17 protein-coding genes are annotated in these 17029 nt (G+C 70.7%); 7 read left to right on the top strand and 10 right to left on the bottom strand.

Annotation, left to right across the window (positions count from 1 at the left end; all coding sequences use genetic code 11):
* Nucleotides 1-154: 154 nt before the first annotated feature.
* From AC1MBW_RS09775 to AC1MBW_RS09765, 3 genes are all read right to left on the bottom strand, one after another.
* The gene (locus tag AC1MBW_RS09775; protein WP_480024327.1) at nucleotides 155-649 is read right to left on the bottom strand and encodes an HNH endonuclease; all 495 of its coding nucleotides are present in this window, start codon (nucleotides 647-649) and stop codon (nucleotides 155-157) included.
* Nucleotides 650-953: 304 nt separating this feature from the next.
* Nucleotides 954-1778: a C40 family peptidase gene (locus tag AC1MBW_RS09770; protein ID WP_480024326.1), complete on the bottom strand. Its 825-nt coding sequence runs from the start codon at nucleotides 1776-1778 to the stop codon at nucleotides 954-956.
* A 335-nt stretch (nucleotides 1779-2113) separates the two neighbouring features.
* Nucleotides 2114-2806, bottom strand: a complete 693-nt coding sequence (locus AC1MBW_RS09765) for an iron-dependent transcriptional repressor DtxR (protein ID WP_043593511.1) — start codon at nucleotides 2804-2806, stop codon at nucleotides 2114-2116.
* An 88-nt stretch (nucleotides 2807-2894) separates the two neighbouring features.
* On the opposite strand from AC1MBW_RS09765, the gene serC reads away from it, so the two are divergent.
* Nucleotides 2895-4007 (top strand): phosphoserine transaminase, encoded by a 1113-nt coding sequence (gene serC, locus AC1MBW_RS09760; protein ID WP_480024325.1) that lies wholly within the window; start codon nucleotides 2895-2897, stop codon nucleotides 4005-4007.
* A 96-nt stretch (nucleotides 4008-4103) separates the two neighbouring features.
* Here serC and AC1MBW_RS09755 read toward each other — a convergent pair whose 3' ends face one another.
* Together AC1MBW_RS09755 and AC1MBW_RS09750 are read right to left on the bottom strand one after the other, a co-directional pair.
* Nucleotides 4104-4733 (bottom strand): DUF3027 domain-containing protein, encoded by a 630-nt coding sequence (locus tag AC1MBW_RS09755; RefSeq protein ID WP_480024324.1) that lies wholly within the window; start codon nucleotides 4731-4733, stop codon nucleotides 4104-4106.
* Nucleotides 4726-5103, bottom strand: a complete 378-nt coding sequence (locus AC1MBW_RS09750; protein WP_043593516.1) for a cold-shock protein — start codon at nucleotides 5101-5103, stop codon at nucleotides 4726-4728. Before AC1MBW_RS09750 ends, AC1MBW_RS09755 begins: the two co-directional genes overlap by 8 nt.
* Nucleotides 5104-5194: 91 nt before the next feature.
* Between AC1MBW_RS09750 and AC1MBW_RS09745 the strand changes: the two genes are divergently transcribed.
* The 6 genes from AC1MBW_RS09745 (at nucleotide 5195) to AC1MBW_RS09720 (ending at nucleotide 12343) form a co-directional block, all read left to right on the top strand.
* Entirely contained in the window at nucleotides 5195-5473 is a 279-nt protein-coding gene (locus AC1MBW_RS09745; protein ID WP_054146822.1) for a hypothetical protein, read from the top strand.
* 39 nt (nucleotides 5474-5512) lie between these two features.
* Nucleotides 5513-7372: a helicase-associated domain-containing protein gene (locus AC1MBW_RS09740; RefSeq protein ID WP_480024323.1), complete on the top strand. Its 1860-nt coding sequence runs from the start codon at nucleotides 5513-5515 to the stop codon at nucleotides 7370-7372.
* A 99-nt stretch (nucleotides 7373-7471) separates the two neighbouring features.
* Nucleotides 7472-9106 carry a DNA repair helicase XPB gene (locus tag AC1MBW_RS09735; protein ID WP_480024322.1) on the top strand — a complete coding sequence of 545 codons (1635 nt, stop codon included), beginning with the start codon at nucleotides 7472-7474 and terminating at the stop codon, nucleotides 9104-9106.
* Nucleotides 9103-9666 (top strand): hypothetical protein, encoded by a 564-nt coding sequence (locus AC1MBW_RS09730; RefSeq protein WP_054146825.1) that lies wholly within the window; start codon nucleotides 9103-9105, stop codon nucleotides 9664-9666. Before AC1MBW_RS09735 ends, AC1MBW_RS09730 begins: the two co-directional genes overlap by 4 nt.
* Before the next feature lie 106 nt (nucleotides 9667-9772).
* Nucleotides 9773-10465 carry a response regulator transcription factor gene (locus AC1MBW_RS09725; RefSeq protein WP_054146826.1) on the top strand — a complete coding sequence of 231 codons (693 nt, stop codon included), beginning with the start codon at nucleotides 9773-9775 and terminating at the stop codon, nucleotides 10463-10465.
* 117 nt (nucleotides 10466-10582) lie between these two features.
* Entirely contained in the window at nucleotides 10583-12343 is a 1761-nt protein-coding gene (locus AC1MBW_RS09720; RefSeq protein ID WP_480024321.1) for a sensor histidine kinase, read from the top strand.
* Between the two features lie 307 nt (nucleotides 12344-12650).
* On the opposite strand, the gene groL is transcribed toward AC1MBW_RS09720, so the two are convergent.
* The 5 genes from groL to AC1MBW_RS09695 form a co-directional block, all read right to left on the bottom strand.
* The gene (gene groL, locus AC1MBW_RS09715) at nucleotides 12651-14270 is read right to left on the bottom strand and encodes a chaperonin GroEL (RefSeq protein WP_043593524.1); all 1620 of its coding nucleotides are present in this window, start codon (nucleotides 14268-14270) and stop codon (nucleotides 12651-12653) included.
* Nucleotides 14271-14469: 199 nt separating this feature from the next.
* On the bottom strand, nucleotides 14470-14673 hold the full coding sequence (locus AC1MBW_RS09710; RefSeq protein ID WP_054146828.1) for a cold-shock protein: 204 nt from the start codon (nucleotides 14671-14673) through the stop codon (nucleotides 14470-14472).
* A gap of 306 nt (nucleotides 14674-14979) precedes the next feature.
* Nucleotides 14980-15552 (bottom strand): LytR C-terminal domain-containing protein, encoded by a 573-nt coding sequence (locus AC1MBW_RS09705; protein ID WP_071256424.1) that lies wholly within the window; start codon nucleotides 15550-15552, stop codon nucleotides 14980-14982.
* 17 nt (nucleotides 15553-15569) lie between these two features.
* The gene (locus AC1MBW_RS09700; protein ID WP_054146830.1) at nucleotides 15570-15857 is read right to left on the bottom strand and encodes a DUF3263 domain-containing protein; all 288 of its coding nucleotides are present in this window, start codon (nucleotides 15855-15857) and stop codon (nucleotides 15570-15572) included.
* Nucleotides 15858-15996: 139 nt separating this feature from the next.
* The gene (locus AC1MBW_RS09695; protein ID WP_480024320.1) at nucleotides 15997-16971 is read right to left on the bottom strand and encodes a DUF2332 family protein; all 975 of its coding nucleotides are present in this window, start codon (nucleotides 16969-16971) and stop codon (nucleotides 15997-15999) included.
* Nucleotides 16972-17029: the final 58 nt, after the last annotated feature.

Here is a 17029-nt window from a genome sequence, read left to right as displayed (position 1 = left end):
CCGTCCGAGTCTACCGAAGCCGCGCCTCCTGCCGTCCGGCGCACGATGAACCCGGTTTCGAACGATGAACCCGGAAGCAACCGGGTGCATCGTTCGAAACCGGGTTCATGGGCAGGCAAGCAGGCAGGCAGGCAGGCAGGCAGGCCGCCCGGGCTCACGCGGCGGCGAGGTACTCGTCCCAGTCCGCCTGCGTCCGCTCCATGCCGCGCACGACCCAGCCGACCCCGTGCGGCGGCTTCGGCGTGAAGAGCAGCTCCCAGCCCATCTCGTGCGGGGTGCGGTCGCTCTTGAGGTTGTTGCACTTGAGGCAGCACGCGACGAGGTTCTCCCAGCTGTCCGCCCCACCTCGTGACCGCGGCTGCACGTGGTCGATCGTCGTCGCCGACCGCCCGCAGTAGGCGCAGCGGTGCGAGTCACGCCGCATGACACCCCGCCTCGAGACGGGGATCTGCCGCGTGTGCGGGATGCGCACGTACCGCGTCAGCACGATCACCGACGGGCGATCCCACGACGTCACCGCCCCGAGCACGGGGTGTTGCGCATCGGCGGCGACGACCGTCGCCTTCCGGCTCATGACGAGGACGAGGGCCCGCCGATCGGACACCACGGCGAGGGGCTCGTAACCGGCGTTCAGGACGAGAGTGCGCATGCTTTCCCTTTCGAAGCACCCTGGACGGCTTCCAGGGATTCGATCTCTCGGGGTGGCGCAGGCCCAGCAGGCCCACCGATACGAAAAAAGCACCGTCACGGGGACGGTGCTCTGTCACATGGCGGGGTGTCGTATGCGCTCGTGCGACAGCGCACCCATGGTGCGGGTGGCGGTCGAACGAGGCATCTGACGCTCCTGGTCTCAGCGGAACTCCGAGATCGCCAGGCTAAGCCCCGAAGAGCCGCTCTGCCAAGGGGCAGGGCGGCTCTTCACAGGGTGTTCAGGCGCAGGAGGCGCGGGTCGCCTACGCCCCGTAGCGCACGTAGTGCACCGCGGAGGTCCACAGCGGGCGCACGCTGACCGACCCACCGGGCTTGGGCGCGTCCAGGATCATGCCGTTGCCGGCGTAGAACCCGTCGTGCGACCCGTCGTTGAAGATGATGACGTCTCCGGGCTGCGCCTCGGCCGCCGAGATCGGCGTGCCCATGGCGCCCTGGCGCGTGACCGAGTGCGGAAGCGAGATGCCGTACTGCGAGTAGACGTACATGACGAAGCCCGAGCAGTCGAAGCCGGCCGGGGTCGCTCCGCCGAAGACGTAGGGGGTGCCCACGTACTGCAGGGCCGTGTCGTACACCGCACTGAGGCTGAAGGCGCCGGGCGTCGCCACGGTGCCGCTCGCCGCGGCGGCCACGTTCTCGGCAGCCGTCGGTCCGGTGTAGCTGGCGTAGCTCGCGGCCAGGGCGGCACGCTCGGCCTCGCGCTGGGTGGCCAGGGCCGCCGCGTTGAGGTCGGCCTGCGACGTCGCCGTGTAACCGTCGCGGGTGGCGTCGGCCAGGGCGACGTCGTCGGCGACCGCGACGCTCTGGGCGTGGCTGGTCGAGACGCTCGTCGACGCCGCGCCGACGCTCGGGTCGTTCGCGGCGGCGGGGTTCGATGCGAAGGCCGGTAGGGCCATCGTGCCGATCAGGCCGGCGGTGAGCGTCATCACGGTCACCGAGACGACGCTTCGCTTGACCGAGGGCCTGCCCGTGCGGGTCGCGGGCGCGGCGGCAGCCTGGGCACGGCGCAACGACGAGCGGGTCGGCAGGTCGGCCGGTGTACGGGTGGCGACGGTGCGGTTCGGGCGCACGTCGGGGGTGTGGTCTGAGCCGGGGAGGGTCAAGAGGGTGGGTCTCCTGCATCTCGACAGCTTTCGGGAAGCTGCCCCGTCCGTTCGTTCGCATCGAGACGACACACGGCAGGAGACGGGCGTGAGAGACGTCCTGCCACGGGTCCGGCGGCCGGTTCAGTGACCTGGGGACTCAGCGACTGTAGCCGAGCGGACCCTGGGGAATCATCCTCGAGAGGGATATTTGTAACGAATCGGTAACTGACTGCATGATCCGGCGCAGATCGCAGGAGGCACGGCGCTTGAACGCAAGAATCCCGCGCGACCCGTCGGGCGGCCAGAACTCGTCGGGCGGGTCAGAGCCCCACGTAGATGTGCTGCGCGACCTCGGTCGGCAGTTCGAGCCCTTCGTCGTGACCTTCGACCTTGACGAACACGTACGACCCCGCCGAGCGGAGGGTCGCGATGCCGCCGGGCAGCACGCCCGCGCCCTGCAGTTGCTGCAGCAGCTCGGGTTCGAACTGGACGGGCTCGGCGAGGCGACGGATCGGACGCGTGACGCCCTCGGGGTGCTCGGCGAGCACGGCCACGAGGTTGACCACGCCGTCGAGGAAGCGCCCCGCAGGAGAGTCGCCGAGCTCGTCGAGCCCGGGGATCGGGTTGCCGTAGGGCGACTCGGTCGGGTGGTCGAGCATGTCGAGCAGGCGACGTTCGACCTGTTCGCTCATGACGTGCTCCCACCGGCAGGCCTCGTCGTGGACGTAGGCCCAGTCGAGGCCGATGACGTCGGCGAGCAGGCGCTCGGCGAGGCGGTGCTTGCGCATGACGTGCGTCGCCTTGGCTCGCCCGTCGTGCGTGAGCTCGAGGTGACGATCGCCGGAGACGACGACGAGACCGTCGCGTTCCATGCGGGCGATGGTCTGCGACACGGTCGGACCGGAGTGGCCGAGACGCTCGGAGATGCGCGCACGAAGAGGCACGATGTTCTCTTCTTCGAGGTCGAGGATCGTGCGCAGGTACATCTCTGTGGTGTCGACGAGATCGGTCAACAGGGGCCTCCCGGTGGAACACGTGGACTACCCCGTCAGCCTACCGGCTGCACGCTGGGCCCCGCGCCGCGTCAGTAGGATCGAGCGCATGGCGGACATCCGGATTCCCACTGACCTCTTGCCCACCGACGGCCGCTTCGGCTGCGGCCCCTCGAAGGTGCGGGCCGCCCAGCTCGAGCACCTCGTCACCGCCGGGGCGACGATCCTCGGCACCTCGCACCGCCAGGCCCCTGTGAAGGACCTCGTCGGCCGCGTCCGCGCCGAACTGGGCGAGCTCTTCCGCCTGCCCGACGGCTACGAGGTCGTGCTGGGCAACGGCGGCTCGACCGCGTTCTGGGACGCCGCGGCGTTCGGCCTCGTCGAGAAGCGCGCCGAGAACCTCGCGTTCGGCGAGTTCGGTTCGAAGTTCGCCAAGGCGAACGCGGCCCCCTGGCTCGAGGCCCCCCACGTGATCACGGCCGAGGGCGGGTCGTTGGCCGAGGTCGAGGTGCTCGAGGGCGTCGACGTCTACGCCTGGCCGCACAACGAGACCTCGACCGGCGTCATGGCACCGGTCACCCGGGTCGTCGGCGACCCCGGCGCCCTCACCGTCGTCGACGCGACGAGCGCGGCGGGCGGCATCGACTTCGACGCCTCGCAGGCCGACGTCTACTACTTCGCCCCGCAGAAGAACTTCGCGAGCGACGGCGGCCTCTGGTTCGCGCTCTTCTCCCCCGCGGCGATCGAGCGCGTCGAGCGGATCGCCGCCAGCGGCCGGTACGTCCCCGAGTTCCTCAGCCTCAAGAACGCCGTCGACAACTCGCGGCTCGACCAGACGCTCAACACGCCCGCCCTGACGACCCTGCTGCTGCTCGAGGACCAGACCCGCTGGATGCTCGAGAACGGCGGCCTCGCCTGGGCCGACGCCCGGACGCGCGAGTCGTCGTCGGCGCTGTACGACTGGGCCACCGCCTCCGAGTACGCCACCCCGTTCGTCGTCGACCCGTCGCACCGCTCGCAGGTCGTCGCGACCATCGACTTCGCCGAGTCGATCGACGCGGCCGCCATCGCCAAGGTGCTCCGCGCCAACGGCATCGTCGACACCGAGCCCTACCGCAAGCTCGGCCGCAACCAGCTGCGCGTCGCGACCTTCACGGCCATCGAGCCCGACGACGTCCGCCAGCTGATCCGGTCGATCGAGTTCGTCGTCGACGCCCTCTGACCGATCGCCCGCACGACGAAGGCCCCGACACGATCGTGTCGGGGCCTTCGTCGTGATCCGACCCGGACGCAGGAGGCGCGGGTCGCGTTCGTGGGACTACTTCCGTCGCCTGCTCAACGGGTCCTCGTCCTCGCCGTCCCAGTCGTCGTCGTGCGACTCGTCGTCGAGGTCGGCCTCGGGGTGCGCGGCGGGGACGACGGGGGCGTCCGCCGGACCGGAGTCGTCGTCGGAGTCGCCGTCAGCGTCGGAGTCGTCGGAATCCTCGACGAGGTCGTCGATGTCGACGCCGTCCACGTCACCGCCGTGCACGATCGACCCGTGCTCGTCGTCGGAGTCGTCCTCGTCCTCGTCGTCCGAGTCGTCCTCGGAGTCCTCGTCGTCGTCTTCGGACTCGTCGTCGTCCTCGTCGCCGTCGTGCGCCTCCTGGGCCTTCATCTCGGCGAGACGGTCGGCCCACGGCACCCAGTCCGGGGCGAGGAGGGCACCGTCGCCGGGCATCAGCTCGGCCTCGAGCACCGAGGGCTCTTCACCGTCGAGGTGGGCGACGCTGACCGTCCAGTGCCAGCCCGGGTACCCGGGGAGGAGGGTGGCGAAGCGCACCGAGGTGACGCCGGGCTCGTCGTCGACCGGGTCGGCCTCGGCGCCGATGGTCTCGTCGGGCGTGATCTCGGTCAGGGCGCGACGGGCGAGCTCGGACCAGGGGGTGCGCGGGGCGGCCTCAGGCATCGAACGAGTCCGCGACGGTGCGCAGCAGCACGGCGATGCGGGCGCCGTTCTGCGGGTAGCGGCCGTGGCGCAGGTCGCCGCCGGCCTTGTCGAGCACCTTGACCAGGTCTTCGACGATGACGGCCATGTCGTCGGCGGAGCGACGGTTCATCTTGGCGAGGCTCGGGGCGGCTTCGAGCACGCGGACCGACAGGGCCTGCGCGCCGCGCTTGCCGTCGGCGATGCCGTACTCGAGGCGGGTTCCCGCCTTGACACCCACGGTGCCGGCGGGCAGGGCCGACGCGTGGAGGAAGACCTCTTGGCCGTCATCGCTGCTGATGAAGCCGAAGCCCTTCTCGTCGTCGTAGAACTTGACCTTGCCGGTGGGCATGACTGGACCTCTCGTGAAGACGGGTGACCCTGGGGGTGGGTCGCCCCAGCTTAGATCGCCGGGTAGGGCCGCACCGCACTATCGTTGACCCGTGGCCAAGAAGATCGAACCGAGTGCGCCCTCTGACGTCAATCGTACAGAGCGCGTCCTCCTCTTCATGATCCTCGCCATCGTCGTCGTCTCGGTCCTCGCGTTCTTCACGAGGTTCGTGGGCGTGGCGACGGGTGTCACCGACTTCACCGCGGGCGTCTGGCCCGCTCTCACGATCCTGCCCCTCATCGGGCTCCCGATCGCCTTCGCGATGCTCCTCGCATTCGTGGTGGCGAGCGCCGTGCGTCGCAGCCGCGACTCACGGGGCACCAGACGGTAACCGCAGACCCGGGCTGCACGACGGCTGGAGGCCTCGACCATGGCTAGTGCACTCGACCTCGCGGGCGTCCTGCGCGCCATCGGCGACGACGACCTGTTGCGGCGCCTCGCGCGGCGGCAGGTCCGTGCGTCGAGCGTCCACGACGCCTTCGACCTGGCGGACGTCCTCCTCGAGCCGGCCAGCGTGCGGGACGCGCTGGCCCACCTCGACCGCGTCGCGCTGATCGTGCTGCAGGTCCTCCGGGTGCCGGGCGACGTCGACGCGGTCCACGACCGCATCGACGCCGCCTTCGAGGTCGACCGCGAGACGGTGTCCGCCGCGCTCGACCGCATCGACGAGGCGTTCCTCGTCGTCCGCCGCGGCGACTCCGTCGCGACCCTCGACGCCGTGGCCGAGCGCCTCGACGACGACCCCGCCCTGGCCCTCGACGTCCTGACCTCCGCGCGACCCCCGGTGGTGCTCGAGACCGTCCTCGACCAGGCTCGCGACGACGCCGACGCGCGCTCGGCCGAGCGGCTCTACGCCGTGGTCATCGAGGTGGCCGAGATCCTCCGAGCCCTCGAGCAGTCGCCGGCCCGAGAACTCGCGAAGGGCGGCCTGGCGCTGCCCGAGACGAGGCGGCTCGCCGAGGCCGCCCGCATCGACGTCGACGACGTCGCGACCGTGCTCGCCATCGCCGTGCGGGCCGGCCTGGCCGCACCGAGCCCGGACGGCTGGGTCGTGGCCCCCGACGCGACCGACTGGCTCCGCGCCTCCTGGCCCGACCGGTGGCAGACGCTGACGCGGGCCTGGCTGGGCTCGCTGCCGGCCGAGATCCTCACGGTGCTCGAGCAACGCGTCGACACCTCGTGGGGGCTGCCGCTGCGCGAGTTCTCCGACTGGTCCTACCCGGCCGGGGGCAGCTGGATCACCGATCGCATCGCCGCCTTCTCGCGCAGCGCCGAGGTGCTGGGCCTGACCTCGGACGACACGCCCACCTCGGCGGCCGTCGCCCTGTTCCGCGAGGGTCCCGCCGCCGCCCGCACCCGGGTGGCCACCCTGCTGCCGGACGCGGTCGAGCAGGTCTACCTGCAGCACGACCTCAGCGTCGTGTCACCCGGGCCCCTGTCGCCGGCCATCGACTCCCGGCTCCGCGTCATCGCGGAGGTCGAGAGCGCGGGCCTGGCGGCCACCTACCGCATCACCGAGGGCGGACTGCAACGTGCCCTGAGCGAGGGCGAGACGGCCGAGACGCTGCGCGAGTTCCTCGGCGGCATCTCGTCGACGGGCATCCCCCAGCCCCTCGACTACTTGATCCAGCAGAGTGCCGAACGGCACGGGCGTTACCGCGTGCGGGCGATCGCGCCGGGCAGCGCGCCCGAGGGCGTGCCGGGCGACGCGCTGTCCCTCGTGGTCGCCGACGACCGCGCGAGCCTCGACACGCTCGAGGTCGACCAGTCGCTCTCACCACTCGCCCTGACGCGGGTCGACGCGACGACCGTGGCGAGCCGGTTCGAGCGCGACACCGTCTTCTGGTCGCTGAGCGACGAGCGCTATCCCGTCGTCGTGGTCGACGAGGGCGGCGCCGAGGTCGTCCCGCCGTCCCGCCGTCGACCCCGGCGGCCGGTCCCGGTCGAGACGCGCGACCCGCTGCGCGAACTCGTCCAGCGCCTGCACACCGACGCCGGCTCCGGTGACGAGTCGACCGACCGCGCCTGGATCGCCCGCCAGCTCGACGCCGCCGTCAAGGGTCGGCTGACGGTCACCGTGACGGTCGCGATGCCCGACGGCAGCACCACCACGCTCGACATGGAGCCCACCGGCATAGGCGGCGGACGCGTCCGCGGACGCGACAAGAAATCGGACGTCGAGCGCACGCTGCCGCTCAAGAACGTGGTGGCGGTCGCGAGTCGCGACTGAGGCGGGCGGCCCTCGCCGGCCGACCCGCGCCTCCTCGTCCACGGGCGGCCCCCGCCCGGCTGTGAGAGGCGGCAGGAGGCGCGCCTAGACTCGTCCCTCATGACCGGACCCCTGATCGTGCAGAGCGATCGCACCGTCCTGCTCGAGGTCGCCCACGAGCAGGCGGAGGACGCGCGGCACGACCTCAGCGTCTTCGCCGAACTCGAGCGCGCCCCCGAGCACGTGCACACCTACCGCATCACCCGGCTGGGGTTGTGGAACGCACGGGCGGCCGGGCACAGCGCCGACGACATGCTCGGCACGCTCGAGAAGTACAGCAAGTTCCCGGTGCCGCAGAGCGTCAGCGTCGACATCGCCGAGACCGTCGCGCGCTACGGCCGCATCGTCATCGAGCGCGACGGCGACCAGTTGCTGCTGCGCGGCACCGACAGCTCCGTGTTGAGCGAGGTGACCCGGGCCAAGAAGGTCGGCGAGTTGCTCGGCGTCAAACGGGCCGACGACTTGTGGGAGCTCCTGCCCTGGGCCCGCGGCGAGGTCAAGCAGCAGCTCGTCAAGCTCGGCTGGCCCGCCGAGGACCATGCCGGCTACACGCCCGGCACCCCGCACGCCATCGACCTCGACGAGAGCGACTGGCACCTGCGCGACTACCAGCAGAAGGCGATCGACAACTTCTTCGAGGGCGGCTCGGGCGTCGTCGTGCTGCCCTGCGGTGCCGGCAAGACCCTCGTGGGCGCGGGGGCCATGGCGGCCGCCGGGACGACCACGCTGATCCTCGTCACCAACACCGTCTCGGCACGGCAGTGGCGCGACGAGTTGCTCAAGCGCACGTCGCTGACCGAGGACGAGATCGGCGAGTACTCCGGCTCGGTGAAAGAGGTCAAGCCGGTCACCATCGCCACCTACCAGATCCTCACGGCCCGCCGCGGGGGCAAGTACACGCACCTCTCTCTGCTGGACGCCCTCGACTGGGGTCTCGTGGTCTACGACGAGGTGCACCTGCTGCCCGCGCCGGTCTTCAAGCTGACCGCCGAGTTGCAGGCCCGCCGTCGCCTCGGCCTCACCGCGACGCTCGTGCGCGAGGACGGTCGCGAGAGCGACGTCTTCAGCCTGATCGGCCCCAAGCGCTTCGACGCCCCCTGGAAAGAGATCGAGGCGCAGGGCTTCATCTCGCCGGCATCGTGCTACGAGGTGCGGGTCGACCTGCCCCAGGAGGCGCGGCTCGAGTACGCGGCGTCCCCCGACGACGAGCGCTACCGGCTGGCCGCGACGGCCCCGGCCAAGCTCGACGTGGTCAAGCACCTCGTGGCGCGGCACGACGGCGAGCAGATCCTCGTCATCGGCCAGTACCTCGACCAGCTCGACGAGCTCGCCGAGGTGCTCGACGCCCCGACGCTCACCGGCAGCACGCCCGTCGACGAGCGCGAACGGCTCTACCAGCAGTTCCGCGACGGCGACCTCAAGGTGCTCGTCGTCTCGAAGGTCGCGAACTTCTCGGTCGACCTGCCCGAGGCGACCGTGGCGATCCAGGTCAGCGGCTCGTACGGGTCCCGGCAAGAAGAGGCGCAGCGACTCGGTCGCCTGCTGCGGCCGAAGAAGTCGGGCCTGCCGGCCTCGTTCTACACGCTCGTCAGCCGCGACACGGTCGACCAGGACTTCGCGCAGAACCGCCAGCGCTTCCTGGCCGAGCAGGGCTACAGCTACACGATCCTCGACTCACCGGTGGTCGCCGCGTGACCGACGAGCAGGGCGCCGACCTGCCCCTGGGCGACGACGAGCTCTGGCGCGACAGCCTGCGCCGGGTGTTCGCGGCCGACCAGGCCCCGTTCGCGACGTTCGGACCCCTCGTCGCCTCCCTGGACCACGACGCCATGGAGTTCCGCGGCCAGGTCGCCCGGTTCGCCGAGTGGGACCCGTCGGTCGTCGTGTCGGTCGCCCGCACCTACGAGGTGCAGGGCGGACTCCACGCGGGGGCGACCCTCAGCATCGTGACCTGGAGCCCCGACCCCGAGGTCATCGAACGCAGCGACCTGCTCGCCGGGTCGCCCGTCAAGGACCACCTGTTCGCCGGCCTCAGCGCGATCGGTGCGACCGACGACGCCTCCGAGGCCCAGGTCGTCGCCGCCTCCGTCGAGGAGTTCCCGGGGTGGCAGATCACCCGGGCCTCGGGCTACACGGCGGTGCTCGAGCGGCGTGAGGGCGTGGACTTCACCCTGGCCGTGCCCGACGAGCTGCTCGAGCTCACCACGCGCGTCGCCCTGGTGCCCAACGTCGAGTGGTCCGGCCCCGACGCCTGAGCGTCCTGCCGTCACGGCCGCCTGAGGGCTGCCGCTCCGTCCACGTGCGGGTGACGTGCCTCCGGCTCACAGGAAACACCGAGGAGGCGCGCAGATACTTGGGCGCATGAGTGACGGCCCCAAGATCCTGATCGTCGACGACGAACCGAACATCCGCGACCTGTTGACCACCAGCCTGCGTTTCGCGGGCTTCGCCGTCCGTGCGGTCGGCAACGGTGCGCAGGCGATCTCGGCGGTCCTCGAAGAAGAACCCGACCTGATCATCCTCGACGTGATGTTGCCCGACATGAACGGGTTCGGCGTGACCAAGCGCCTCCGCTCGTCGGGCTACACGTCGCCCATCCTCTTCCTCACGGCGAAGGACGACACCGAGGACAAGATCACGGGCCTCACGGTCGGCGGCGACGACTACGTCACCAAGCCCTTCAGCCTCGACGAGATCGTCGCGCGCATCAAGGCGATCCTCCGGCGCACGATGAACGAGGACGAGGACGCGATCATCCGCGCCGGCGAGCTCACGATGGACCAGGACACCCACGAGGTCACCATCGGCGAGACGGCCATCGAGCTCAGCCCCACCGAGTTCAAGCTGCTGCGCTACCTCATGCTCAACCCGAACCGGGTGCTGTCGAAGGCCCAGATCCTCGACCACGTGTGGGAGTACGACTTCAACGGCGACGCCGGCATCGTCGAGAGCTACATCTCCTACCTGCGTCGCAAGCTCGACCAGTTCTCGACCGAGCCGATCATCCAGACCAAGCGCGGCTTCGGCTACATGCTGAAGGCCTCCAAGGCCTGACGGACCGCCTCCGGCCCGTCCACCCGTCGAAGCCCGACCGCCCCGAGCGGTCGGGCTTCGTCGCGCGTGCGGTGACGAGCGGGGTGTGCCCAGCCGGCTCCGATAACGTCTGACCTCATGCACGCTCGCCTCTCGCAGTGGTGGAACGAGATCTCCATCCGCACCAAGATCACCGGCATCACGGTGACCCTGGTCACCCTCGGCCTCGTCGTCGCCGGCCTCGGCACGATGACCGTCCTCAGCACCTACCTGATGGGGCAGGTCGACACGTCCCTGCGGAACTCGGCGACGAACTTCACCAGCGCCTCCTTCGACCAGGCGGACTCCCGGTCGTGCACCGTGAACTTCGCCGGCCTGACCAGCAGCTACGTGGCGATCCTCGACGACGAGGGCGACCTGATCTGCGACACCCGCTCACAGCTGTCGAGTGCCACGGACGCCCCCGACCTCTCCGGCGTCGGCGTCGCCGGCGCCCCCCTCGACGAGGCCTTCAACCGGTACAACGCGACCCGTGACAACGAGTGGCGCCTCTTCGCCCACGCGGCCAACCTGCGTTCCACCGACGCCCAGGGCGGCGTGACGACCGTGCCGGCCGTTATCGTGGCCGGCACCAACCTGGCGGGCACCAACGCCACCATCGGGCGCTTCGGCGGCATCTTCCTGGGGTTCGGCCTCTCGGTCGTCGTGCTCGGCGCCGCGCTCACCCGCCTGCTCGTCACGTCGACCTTCGCGCCGCTGCGCGACGTCGAGGCCACCGCGGCCCGCTTCGCCGACGGCGACTTCACTCAACGACTCGACTCGACGACGCCGAACACCGAGGTGGGACGACTGAACCGGTCCCTCAACACGATGCTCAACCGGATCGACAGCGCCTTCGACGACCGGGCCAGGACGATCGACCAGATGCGCCGCTTCGTCGGCGACGCCAGCCACGAACTCCGGACGCCGCTCGTCTCCCTCCGCGGTTACGCCGAGCTGTACCGCATGGGTGCGCTCACCAAGCCCGAGGACGTCGCCCAGGCCATGGATCGCATCGAGAAAGAAGCCATCCGCATGGGCGTGCTGGTGCAGGACCTCCTCGCCCTCGCCCGTCTCGACGAGTCCAAGCCGCTCGAGCTCGGTCCCGTCGACCTCGTGCAGCTGGCGCGCGACTCGGCCCTCGACACGATGGCGTCGAACCCCGATCGAGACATCGACGTGATCGTGCTCGAGCCCGTCCTCGCCTCGGCGCAGGCTCCGACCGACGGCGACGAGACATCGGCCGACGGACGCTCTCCCGAGACCGCGCCGCCAGCCGCGAGCACCGCCGCCGCGGGCACCTCGCCCACGGATGCCTCGGCCGGCGCGACGGGTGCGATCTCGTTCGCGGGCGCGACCCTCGCCCGCCTCCGCAGCCTGAGGGCTCGGGCCGTCCGCAACGGCGACACGGCCACCGCCGCCCAGCTCCAGGACGAGGTGCAGCGGTTCGAGGCCCCGGCCATCGTGCACGGCGAGGAGAACAAGATCCGCCAGGTGATTACCAACCTGATGGGCAACGCCATGCGGTTCACCGAGCCGGACAGCCCGATCGAGCTCGTGGTGCAGTCCGACCCCGGGCGCGGTGTCGCCACCGTCGCCATCGTCGACCACGGCGAGGGCATCCCCCCGCAGATCCGCGAGAAGATCTTCCAGCGCTTCTGGCGTGCCGACTCGTCGCGCACCCGCGACACGGGCGGCAGCGGCCTCGGTCTGGCCATCGTGTCGGGCATCGTCGCGGCCCACGGCGGCTCGGTGGACGTCGACGACACCCCCGGGGGTGGAGCCACGTTCCGCGTCGCCCTGCCGCTCATGCCCGCCGACGCGGTCACCGCGGCCGAGCCCGCCGCCGCGACCGCTTAGCCCGACCGGCCCCGGCCCCGGCCCCGGCCCCACCGCCGAACCCTGCGGCCTGCACCACGTGCCCCGCACCCGTCCCACAGCGCCAGGAAGTGGACACTGCACCACGTTTTCCCCTGGCGTCGTGACCACATCCTGGCGTCGTGTCCAGATCCGGGCATCGCGTCCACTCCGTGGCGCCGTCCGGAGCCGGCGCCGGAGCCCGGCCGAACCCCGGCTCACGCCCCTCCCCCGGCAACGCCGAAGGGCGGCTCCCCCCGAGGGGAACCGCCCTTGAGCGTGTGCGCGGTGTGAGCCGCGCGGCTGCGGACTAGAAGTCCATGCCACCCGAGGGGTCGCCGGCCGGAGCCGGGTTCTTCTCGGGCTTGTCGGCGACGACGGCCTCGGTCGTGAGGAACAGACCGGCGATCGACGCGGCGTTCTGCAGAGCCGAACGCGTGACCTTGGCGGGGTCGATGATGCCGGCGGCCAGCATGTCGACGTACTCGCCGGTCGCGGCGTTGAGGCCCCAACCGATGTCGAGCCCACGGACCTTGTCGGCCACGACGCCGGGCTCCATGCCGGCGTTGAAGGCGATCTGCTTCAGGGGAGCGTCGATCGCGACGCGGACGATGTTCGCACCCGTCGCCTCGTCGCCCTCGAGCTGCAGGTTCGCCAGAGCGGTCTTGCCGGCCTGGATGAGGGCGACGCCACCACCGGCGACGATGCCCTCTTCGACGGCGGCCTTCGCGTTGCGCACGGCGTCCTCGATGCGGTGCTTGCGCTCTTTCAGCTCGACCTCGGTCGCGGCACCCGCCTTGATGACGGCGACGCCGCCGGCGAGCTTCGCGAGACGCTCCTGGAGCTTCTCGCGGTCGTAGTCGCTATCGGTCGCCTCGATCTCGCTGCGGATCTGACGGACGCGGCCGGCGATCTGCTCGTCGTCACCGGCACCCTCGACGATGGTCGTCTCGTCCTTGGTGATGATGACCTTGCGGGCACGACCGAGCAGGTCGAGCGTCGCGTTCTCGAGCTTGAGGCCGACCTCTTCGGCGATGACCTGACCACCGGTGAGGATCGCGATGTCCTGCAGCTGCGCCTTGCGACGGTCGCCGAAGCCGGGGGCCTTGACGGCGACCGACTTGAAGATGCCGCGGATCTTGTTCACGACGAGCGTGGCCAGGGCCTCGCCGTCGACGTCCTCGGCGATGATGAGCAGCTGCTTGCCCGACTGGATGACCTTGTCGACGATCGGCAGCAGGTCTTTGATGTTCGAGATCTTCGAGTTGACGATGAGCACGTAGGCGTCTTCGAAGACGGCTTCCTGGCGCTCGGGGTCGGTGACGAAGTACTGCGACAGGTAGCCCTTGTCGAAGCGCATGCCCTCGGTGAGCTCGAGCTCGGTGCCGAAGGTGTTGCTCTCTTCGACGGTGACGACGCCCTCTTTGCCGACCTTGTCGATCGCTTCGGCGATGAGTGCACCGATGGTGGGGTCGGCAGCGGAGATCGAGGCCGTGGCAGCGATCTGCTCTTTGGTCTCGATGTCCTTCGCGTCGGCGAGCAGCTGGTCGGAGACGGCCTGGGCGGCCTTCTCGATGCCGCGCTTCAGCGAGATGGGGTCGGCACCGGCCGCGACGTTGCGCAGACCTTCGCGGACGAGGGCCTGGGCCAGCACCGTCGCGGTGGTCGTGCCGTCACCGGCGACGTCGTCGGTCTTCTTCGCGACCTCTTTGACGAGCTCGGCACCGATCTTCTCGAAGGGGTCGTCGAGCTCGATCTCTTTGGCGATGGAGACGCCGTCGTTCGTGATGGTGGGGGCGCCCCACTTCTTCTCGAGCACGACGTTGCGACCACGCGGGCCGAGCGTGACCTTCACCGCGTCGGCCAGGATGTTCAGGCCACGCTCGAGGCCACGACGGGCCTCTTCGTCAAAAGCAATGATCTTAGCCATGTGTGTTTTTCGTCCCTCCCGGACGTCATGAAGCAGAAGCATTGGCACTCACGTGTCGCGAGTGCCAGCAACGATTCTGGCACTCGCCCGATGAGAGTGCAAGTGACGTGGCGGGGCCCGGACACACGAGCACGCCGCCACGGTGGACCGTGACGGCGTGCGGCGAGGGGGTGGGTGCGTCGACGCGCACCGACGGGCCTCAGGCGAGCCGGACGGACTCCGCCTGCGGCCCCTTGTCACCCGTGCCGACCTCGAACACGACGGCCTGACCCTCTTCGAGGACCTTGTACCCGCTCATGTCGATCGCCGAGTAGTGCACGAAGACGTCCTGGCCGTCTCCCTCGACGGTGATGAAGCCGTAGCCCTTCTCCGCGTTGAACCATTTCACGGTCCCGTTTGCCATGGTGTCGCTCTCCTTGCTGTGGTGGTACGGCGCGTGCGGTGCTGCAGAGCCGGGTCGTCGACGCAGTCATCTGCGAGCCCGGACGGGACAGCGTCACTCGTGCAGAACACCAGGTCGGCGAGCCGTGGGGGGCGACCAATTCCAGATGCTAATCACGCGAAAAGCGGAAAAGGGCACCTCATCCGAGAAACACCCGCAGAAAACGAGGATTTCACCGGTTATTAAACGTGGGCGTAACACGGGAGGCGAGGTGAGGGCCCGACGGGGCCCGCGCCTCCTCGGATCGAGACCGCCGGGGCGGCGTCGTCAGGCGCTGTAGTCGGCCCCGAGGACGATCGTGACGGCGGCACCCGGGAAGGCGTCGCTCGCCTCGACGTCGGTGATGCCGAGCTGCTGGGCGAGTCCGAGCGCCGCGGCCTCGTCGTCGGCCGCCGAGTAGTAGACGGTGGACGTCGCGACGCGCTCGCTGGCGTTGCCCTGGGTGCCGACGACCCAGCCGGCGGTCTCGAGCCGCTCGGAGGCCGAACCGGCGAGCCCGGCGGTGGCCGTGCCGTTCAGGACGGTGATGGTGGTGACCGAGGGGTCGACCTGCGAGGGGTCCGTCAGCGGGGCCACCGTCGGCGTGGCCGTCGGGGTCGCCGTCTCGGTGTCGGGCGCCTGGGCCTCGGCTGTGCTCGACGACGACGGATTGACGAACTGGAAGCTGTTGTTCGCGACCCCGAGGTAGACGACCCCGGCGCCGACGAGCACGCCGACGGCGAGGGCCGCCCAGGCGAAGCCGATCCAGCCGCTGCCGGGACGCTTCTCGGCCCTATGGGCCCCGACGCGGTCGAGGTCGGCGGGGACGTCGTCGAACCGGTCTCGGTCGAATTTCGGCATGCGTGGTCTTTCGTGGGTCAGCGGGTCGGACCGAACGAACGAGTCGATCGGGCGTCGCGGCGGGCGACTCGCAGGCGTTGCAGGCGGCCGACGAGCATGGGTGCGTAGGCCAGTGCAGCGGGTCGGTCTATGAGCGAGTTGAGCATCTGCTGGTAACGGACGACCCCGAGGCCGAACTCGCGACGGATCGCGGCCTCTCGCGCACCGGCCGAGGCAGGGGCACGCTGCTCGAAGTCGAGGACGGCGCGGTCGCGTTCGGACAGCACGCTCGAGCGCACGTCGTCACCTGTCGCGTTCTCGTCCATCGTGGCGGCCCTCCCCTGGGTTCCGGGTCATCCTACGGGCGGCACCCCGAGCGATCGCGGAGGCCGGGGGCGTGGTCCGACAACGCACCCACCCGACCGAGGCGCCGTCGGTCACCCGGTGCCGCGAGCCGGCTCACGGTCAGGCCGTGAGGTGCAGCCGCGTGCCGTGGGCGTCTCCCACGCCCAGCACCCGGCCGTCGAGGGCGAGGGCCGCGAACGCGTCGTCGGGAGACACCCCCGGCGGCACCTCGGCGACCACGTCCGTCAGCAGGTCGCGGCGCTCGTACGAGATCCACCGCGCACCCAACCGGCCGACCTCGTCGACGAAGGCCTGGCGCCGCCGACCCGGCAGGTAGACGAGCGTGCCCGTCGAGACCACGACCGGCGTGGCGCCCGACGGGGCCTCGTCCACGAGTGCGGCGAGACCGTCGACGGCGTCCGCCGCGACGAGCCGAGGAGGCGCGGTGCGGGCGAGCGCGACGGCCCTCCCCAGCAGGTCCCGCCGGTCACCGCGCTCGGGCGGCAGCAGCGTCTCGAGCCAGGCCACCTGCTCGGGGTCACGGACGTCGACCGGGTCGAGGTCGATCCCCGCCCGCCAGACGACCTCGGGCAGCCGTCCCGTCGGCAGCTCCGCCCGGGACCGGGTCGGGCCCTCGACGACGACGTCGATCCCGAGCTGCACCGTGCTCGACGCGTCACCCCAGGTCCGGTCGCCCGAGCGGTAGCCGTAGCGGTCGACACCGAGGCAGAGGCCGGCCGAGGCGCCGACCTCGATCAGGGCGATCGGGCCGGGTACGCGGGCCAGCGCGATCGACAGCGGGGCGCAGCGGCGCACGTCGTTGGTCTGGGTGAGTCGCCGACCGAGTTCGGCCACGACGTCGTCGGAGCGGGCGAGCAGCCAGGGCCTCAGCACCGACCAGGACCCGTGCGGCGCACCCAGCCAGCGGCAGACCGCGAGGACGAGGACGGGCTGGCGCCGCACCTCCTCGGCCCGGTCGACGACCGCGAGCGCCGCCGGATCGCCCGCGATGCCCCGCGCGAGCTCGGCCTGCGACGGCGACCCCTCGCGGTCGAAGGCGAGGGCCGCGGCCAGGAAGCGGTCGGAGGTGCTCACGACCAGGAGTCTGGCAGCCCGGTGGGGGCCGGGGAATCGTGCACCGGCCGACCGTGTT

The sequence above is a fragment of the Frigoribacterium sp. AP1 genome, from assembly GCF_056680555.1.
The sequence above is the reverse complement of the archived record's forward strand: the minus strand, read 5'-3'. Positions and strand labels throughout refer to the sequence as shown.

What these genes read in the sequence shown, in the direction of transcription:
- AC1MBW_RS09775 (WP_480024327.1), bottom strand. Translation starts at nt 649, where the DNA reads ATGCGCACTCTCGTCCTGAACGCCGGTTACGAGCCCCTCGCCGTGGTG.
- serC (WP_480024325.1), top strand. Translation starts at nt 2,895, where the DNA reads ATGGCGGACATCCGGATTCCCACTGACCTCTTGCCCACCGACGGCCGC.
- AC1MBW_RS09755 (WP_480024324.1), bottom strand. Translation starts at nt 4,733, where the DNA reads ATGCCTGAGGCCGCCCCGCGCACCCCCTGGTCCGAGCTCGCCCGTCGC.
- AC1MBW_RS09750 (WP_043593516.1), bottom strand. Translation starts at nt 5,103, where the DNA reads ATGCCCACCGGCAAGGTCAAGTTCTACGACGACGAGAAGGGCTTCGGC.
- AC1MBW_RS09740 (WP_480024323.1), top strand. Translation starts at nt 5,513, where the DNA reads ATGGCTAGTGCACTCGACCTCGCGGGCGTCCTGCGCGCCATCGGCGAC.
- AC1MBW_RS09735 (WP_480024322.1), top strand. Translation starts at nt 7,472, where the DNA reads ATGACCGGACCCCTGATCGTGCAGAGCGATCGCACCGTCCTGCTCGAG.
- AC1MBW_RS09725 (WP_054146826.1), top strand. Translation starts at nt 9,773, where the DNA reads ATGAGTGACGGCCCCAAGATCCTGATCGTCGACGACGAACCGAACATC.
- AC1MBW_RS09720 (WP_480024321.1), top strand. Translation starts at nt 10,583, where the DNA reads ATGCACGCTCGCCTCTCGCAGTGGTGGAACGAGATCTCCATCCGCACC.
- groL (WP_043593524.1), bottom strand. Translation starts at nt 14,270, where the DNA reads ATGGCTAAGATCATTGCTTTTGACGAAGAGGCCCGTCGTGGCCTCGAG.
- AC1MBW_RS09710 (WP_054146828.1), bottom strand. Translation starts at nt 14,673, where the DNA reads ATGGCAAACGGGACCGTGAAATGGTTCAACGCGGAGAAGGGCTACGGC.
- AC1MBW_RS09705 (WP_071256424.1), bottom strand. Translation starts at nt 15,552, where the DNA reads ATGCCGAAATTCGACCGAGACCGGTTCGACGACGTCCCCGCCGACCTC.
- AC1MBW_RS09700 (WP_054146830.1), bottom strand. Translation starts at nt 15,857, where the DNA reads ATGGACGAGAACGCGACAGGTGACGACGTGCGCTCGAGCGTGCTGTCC.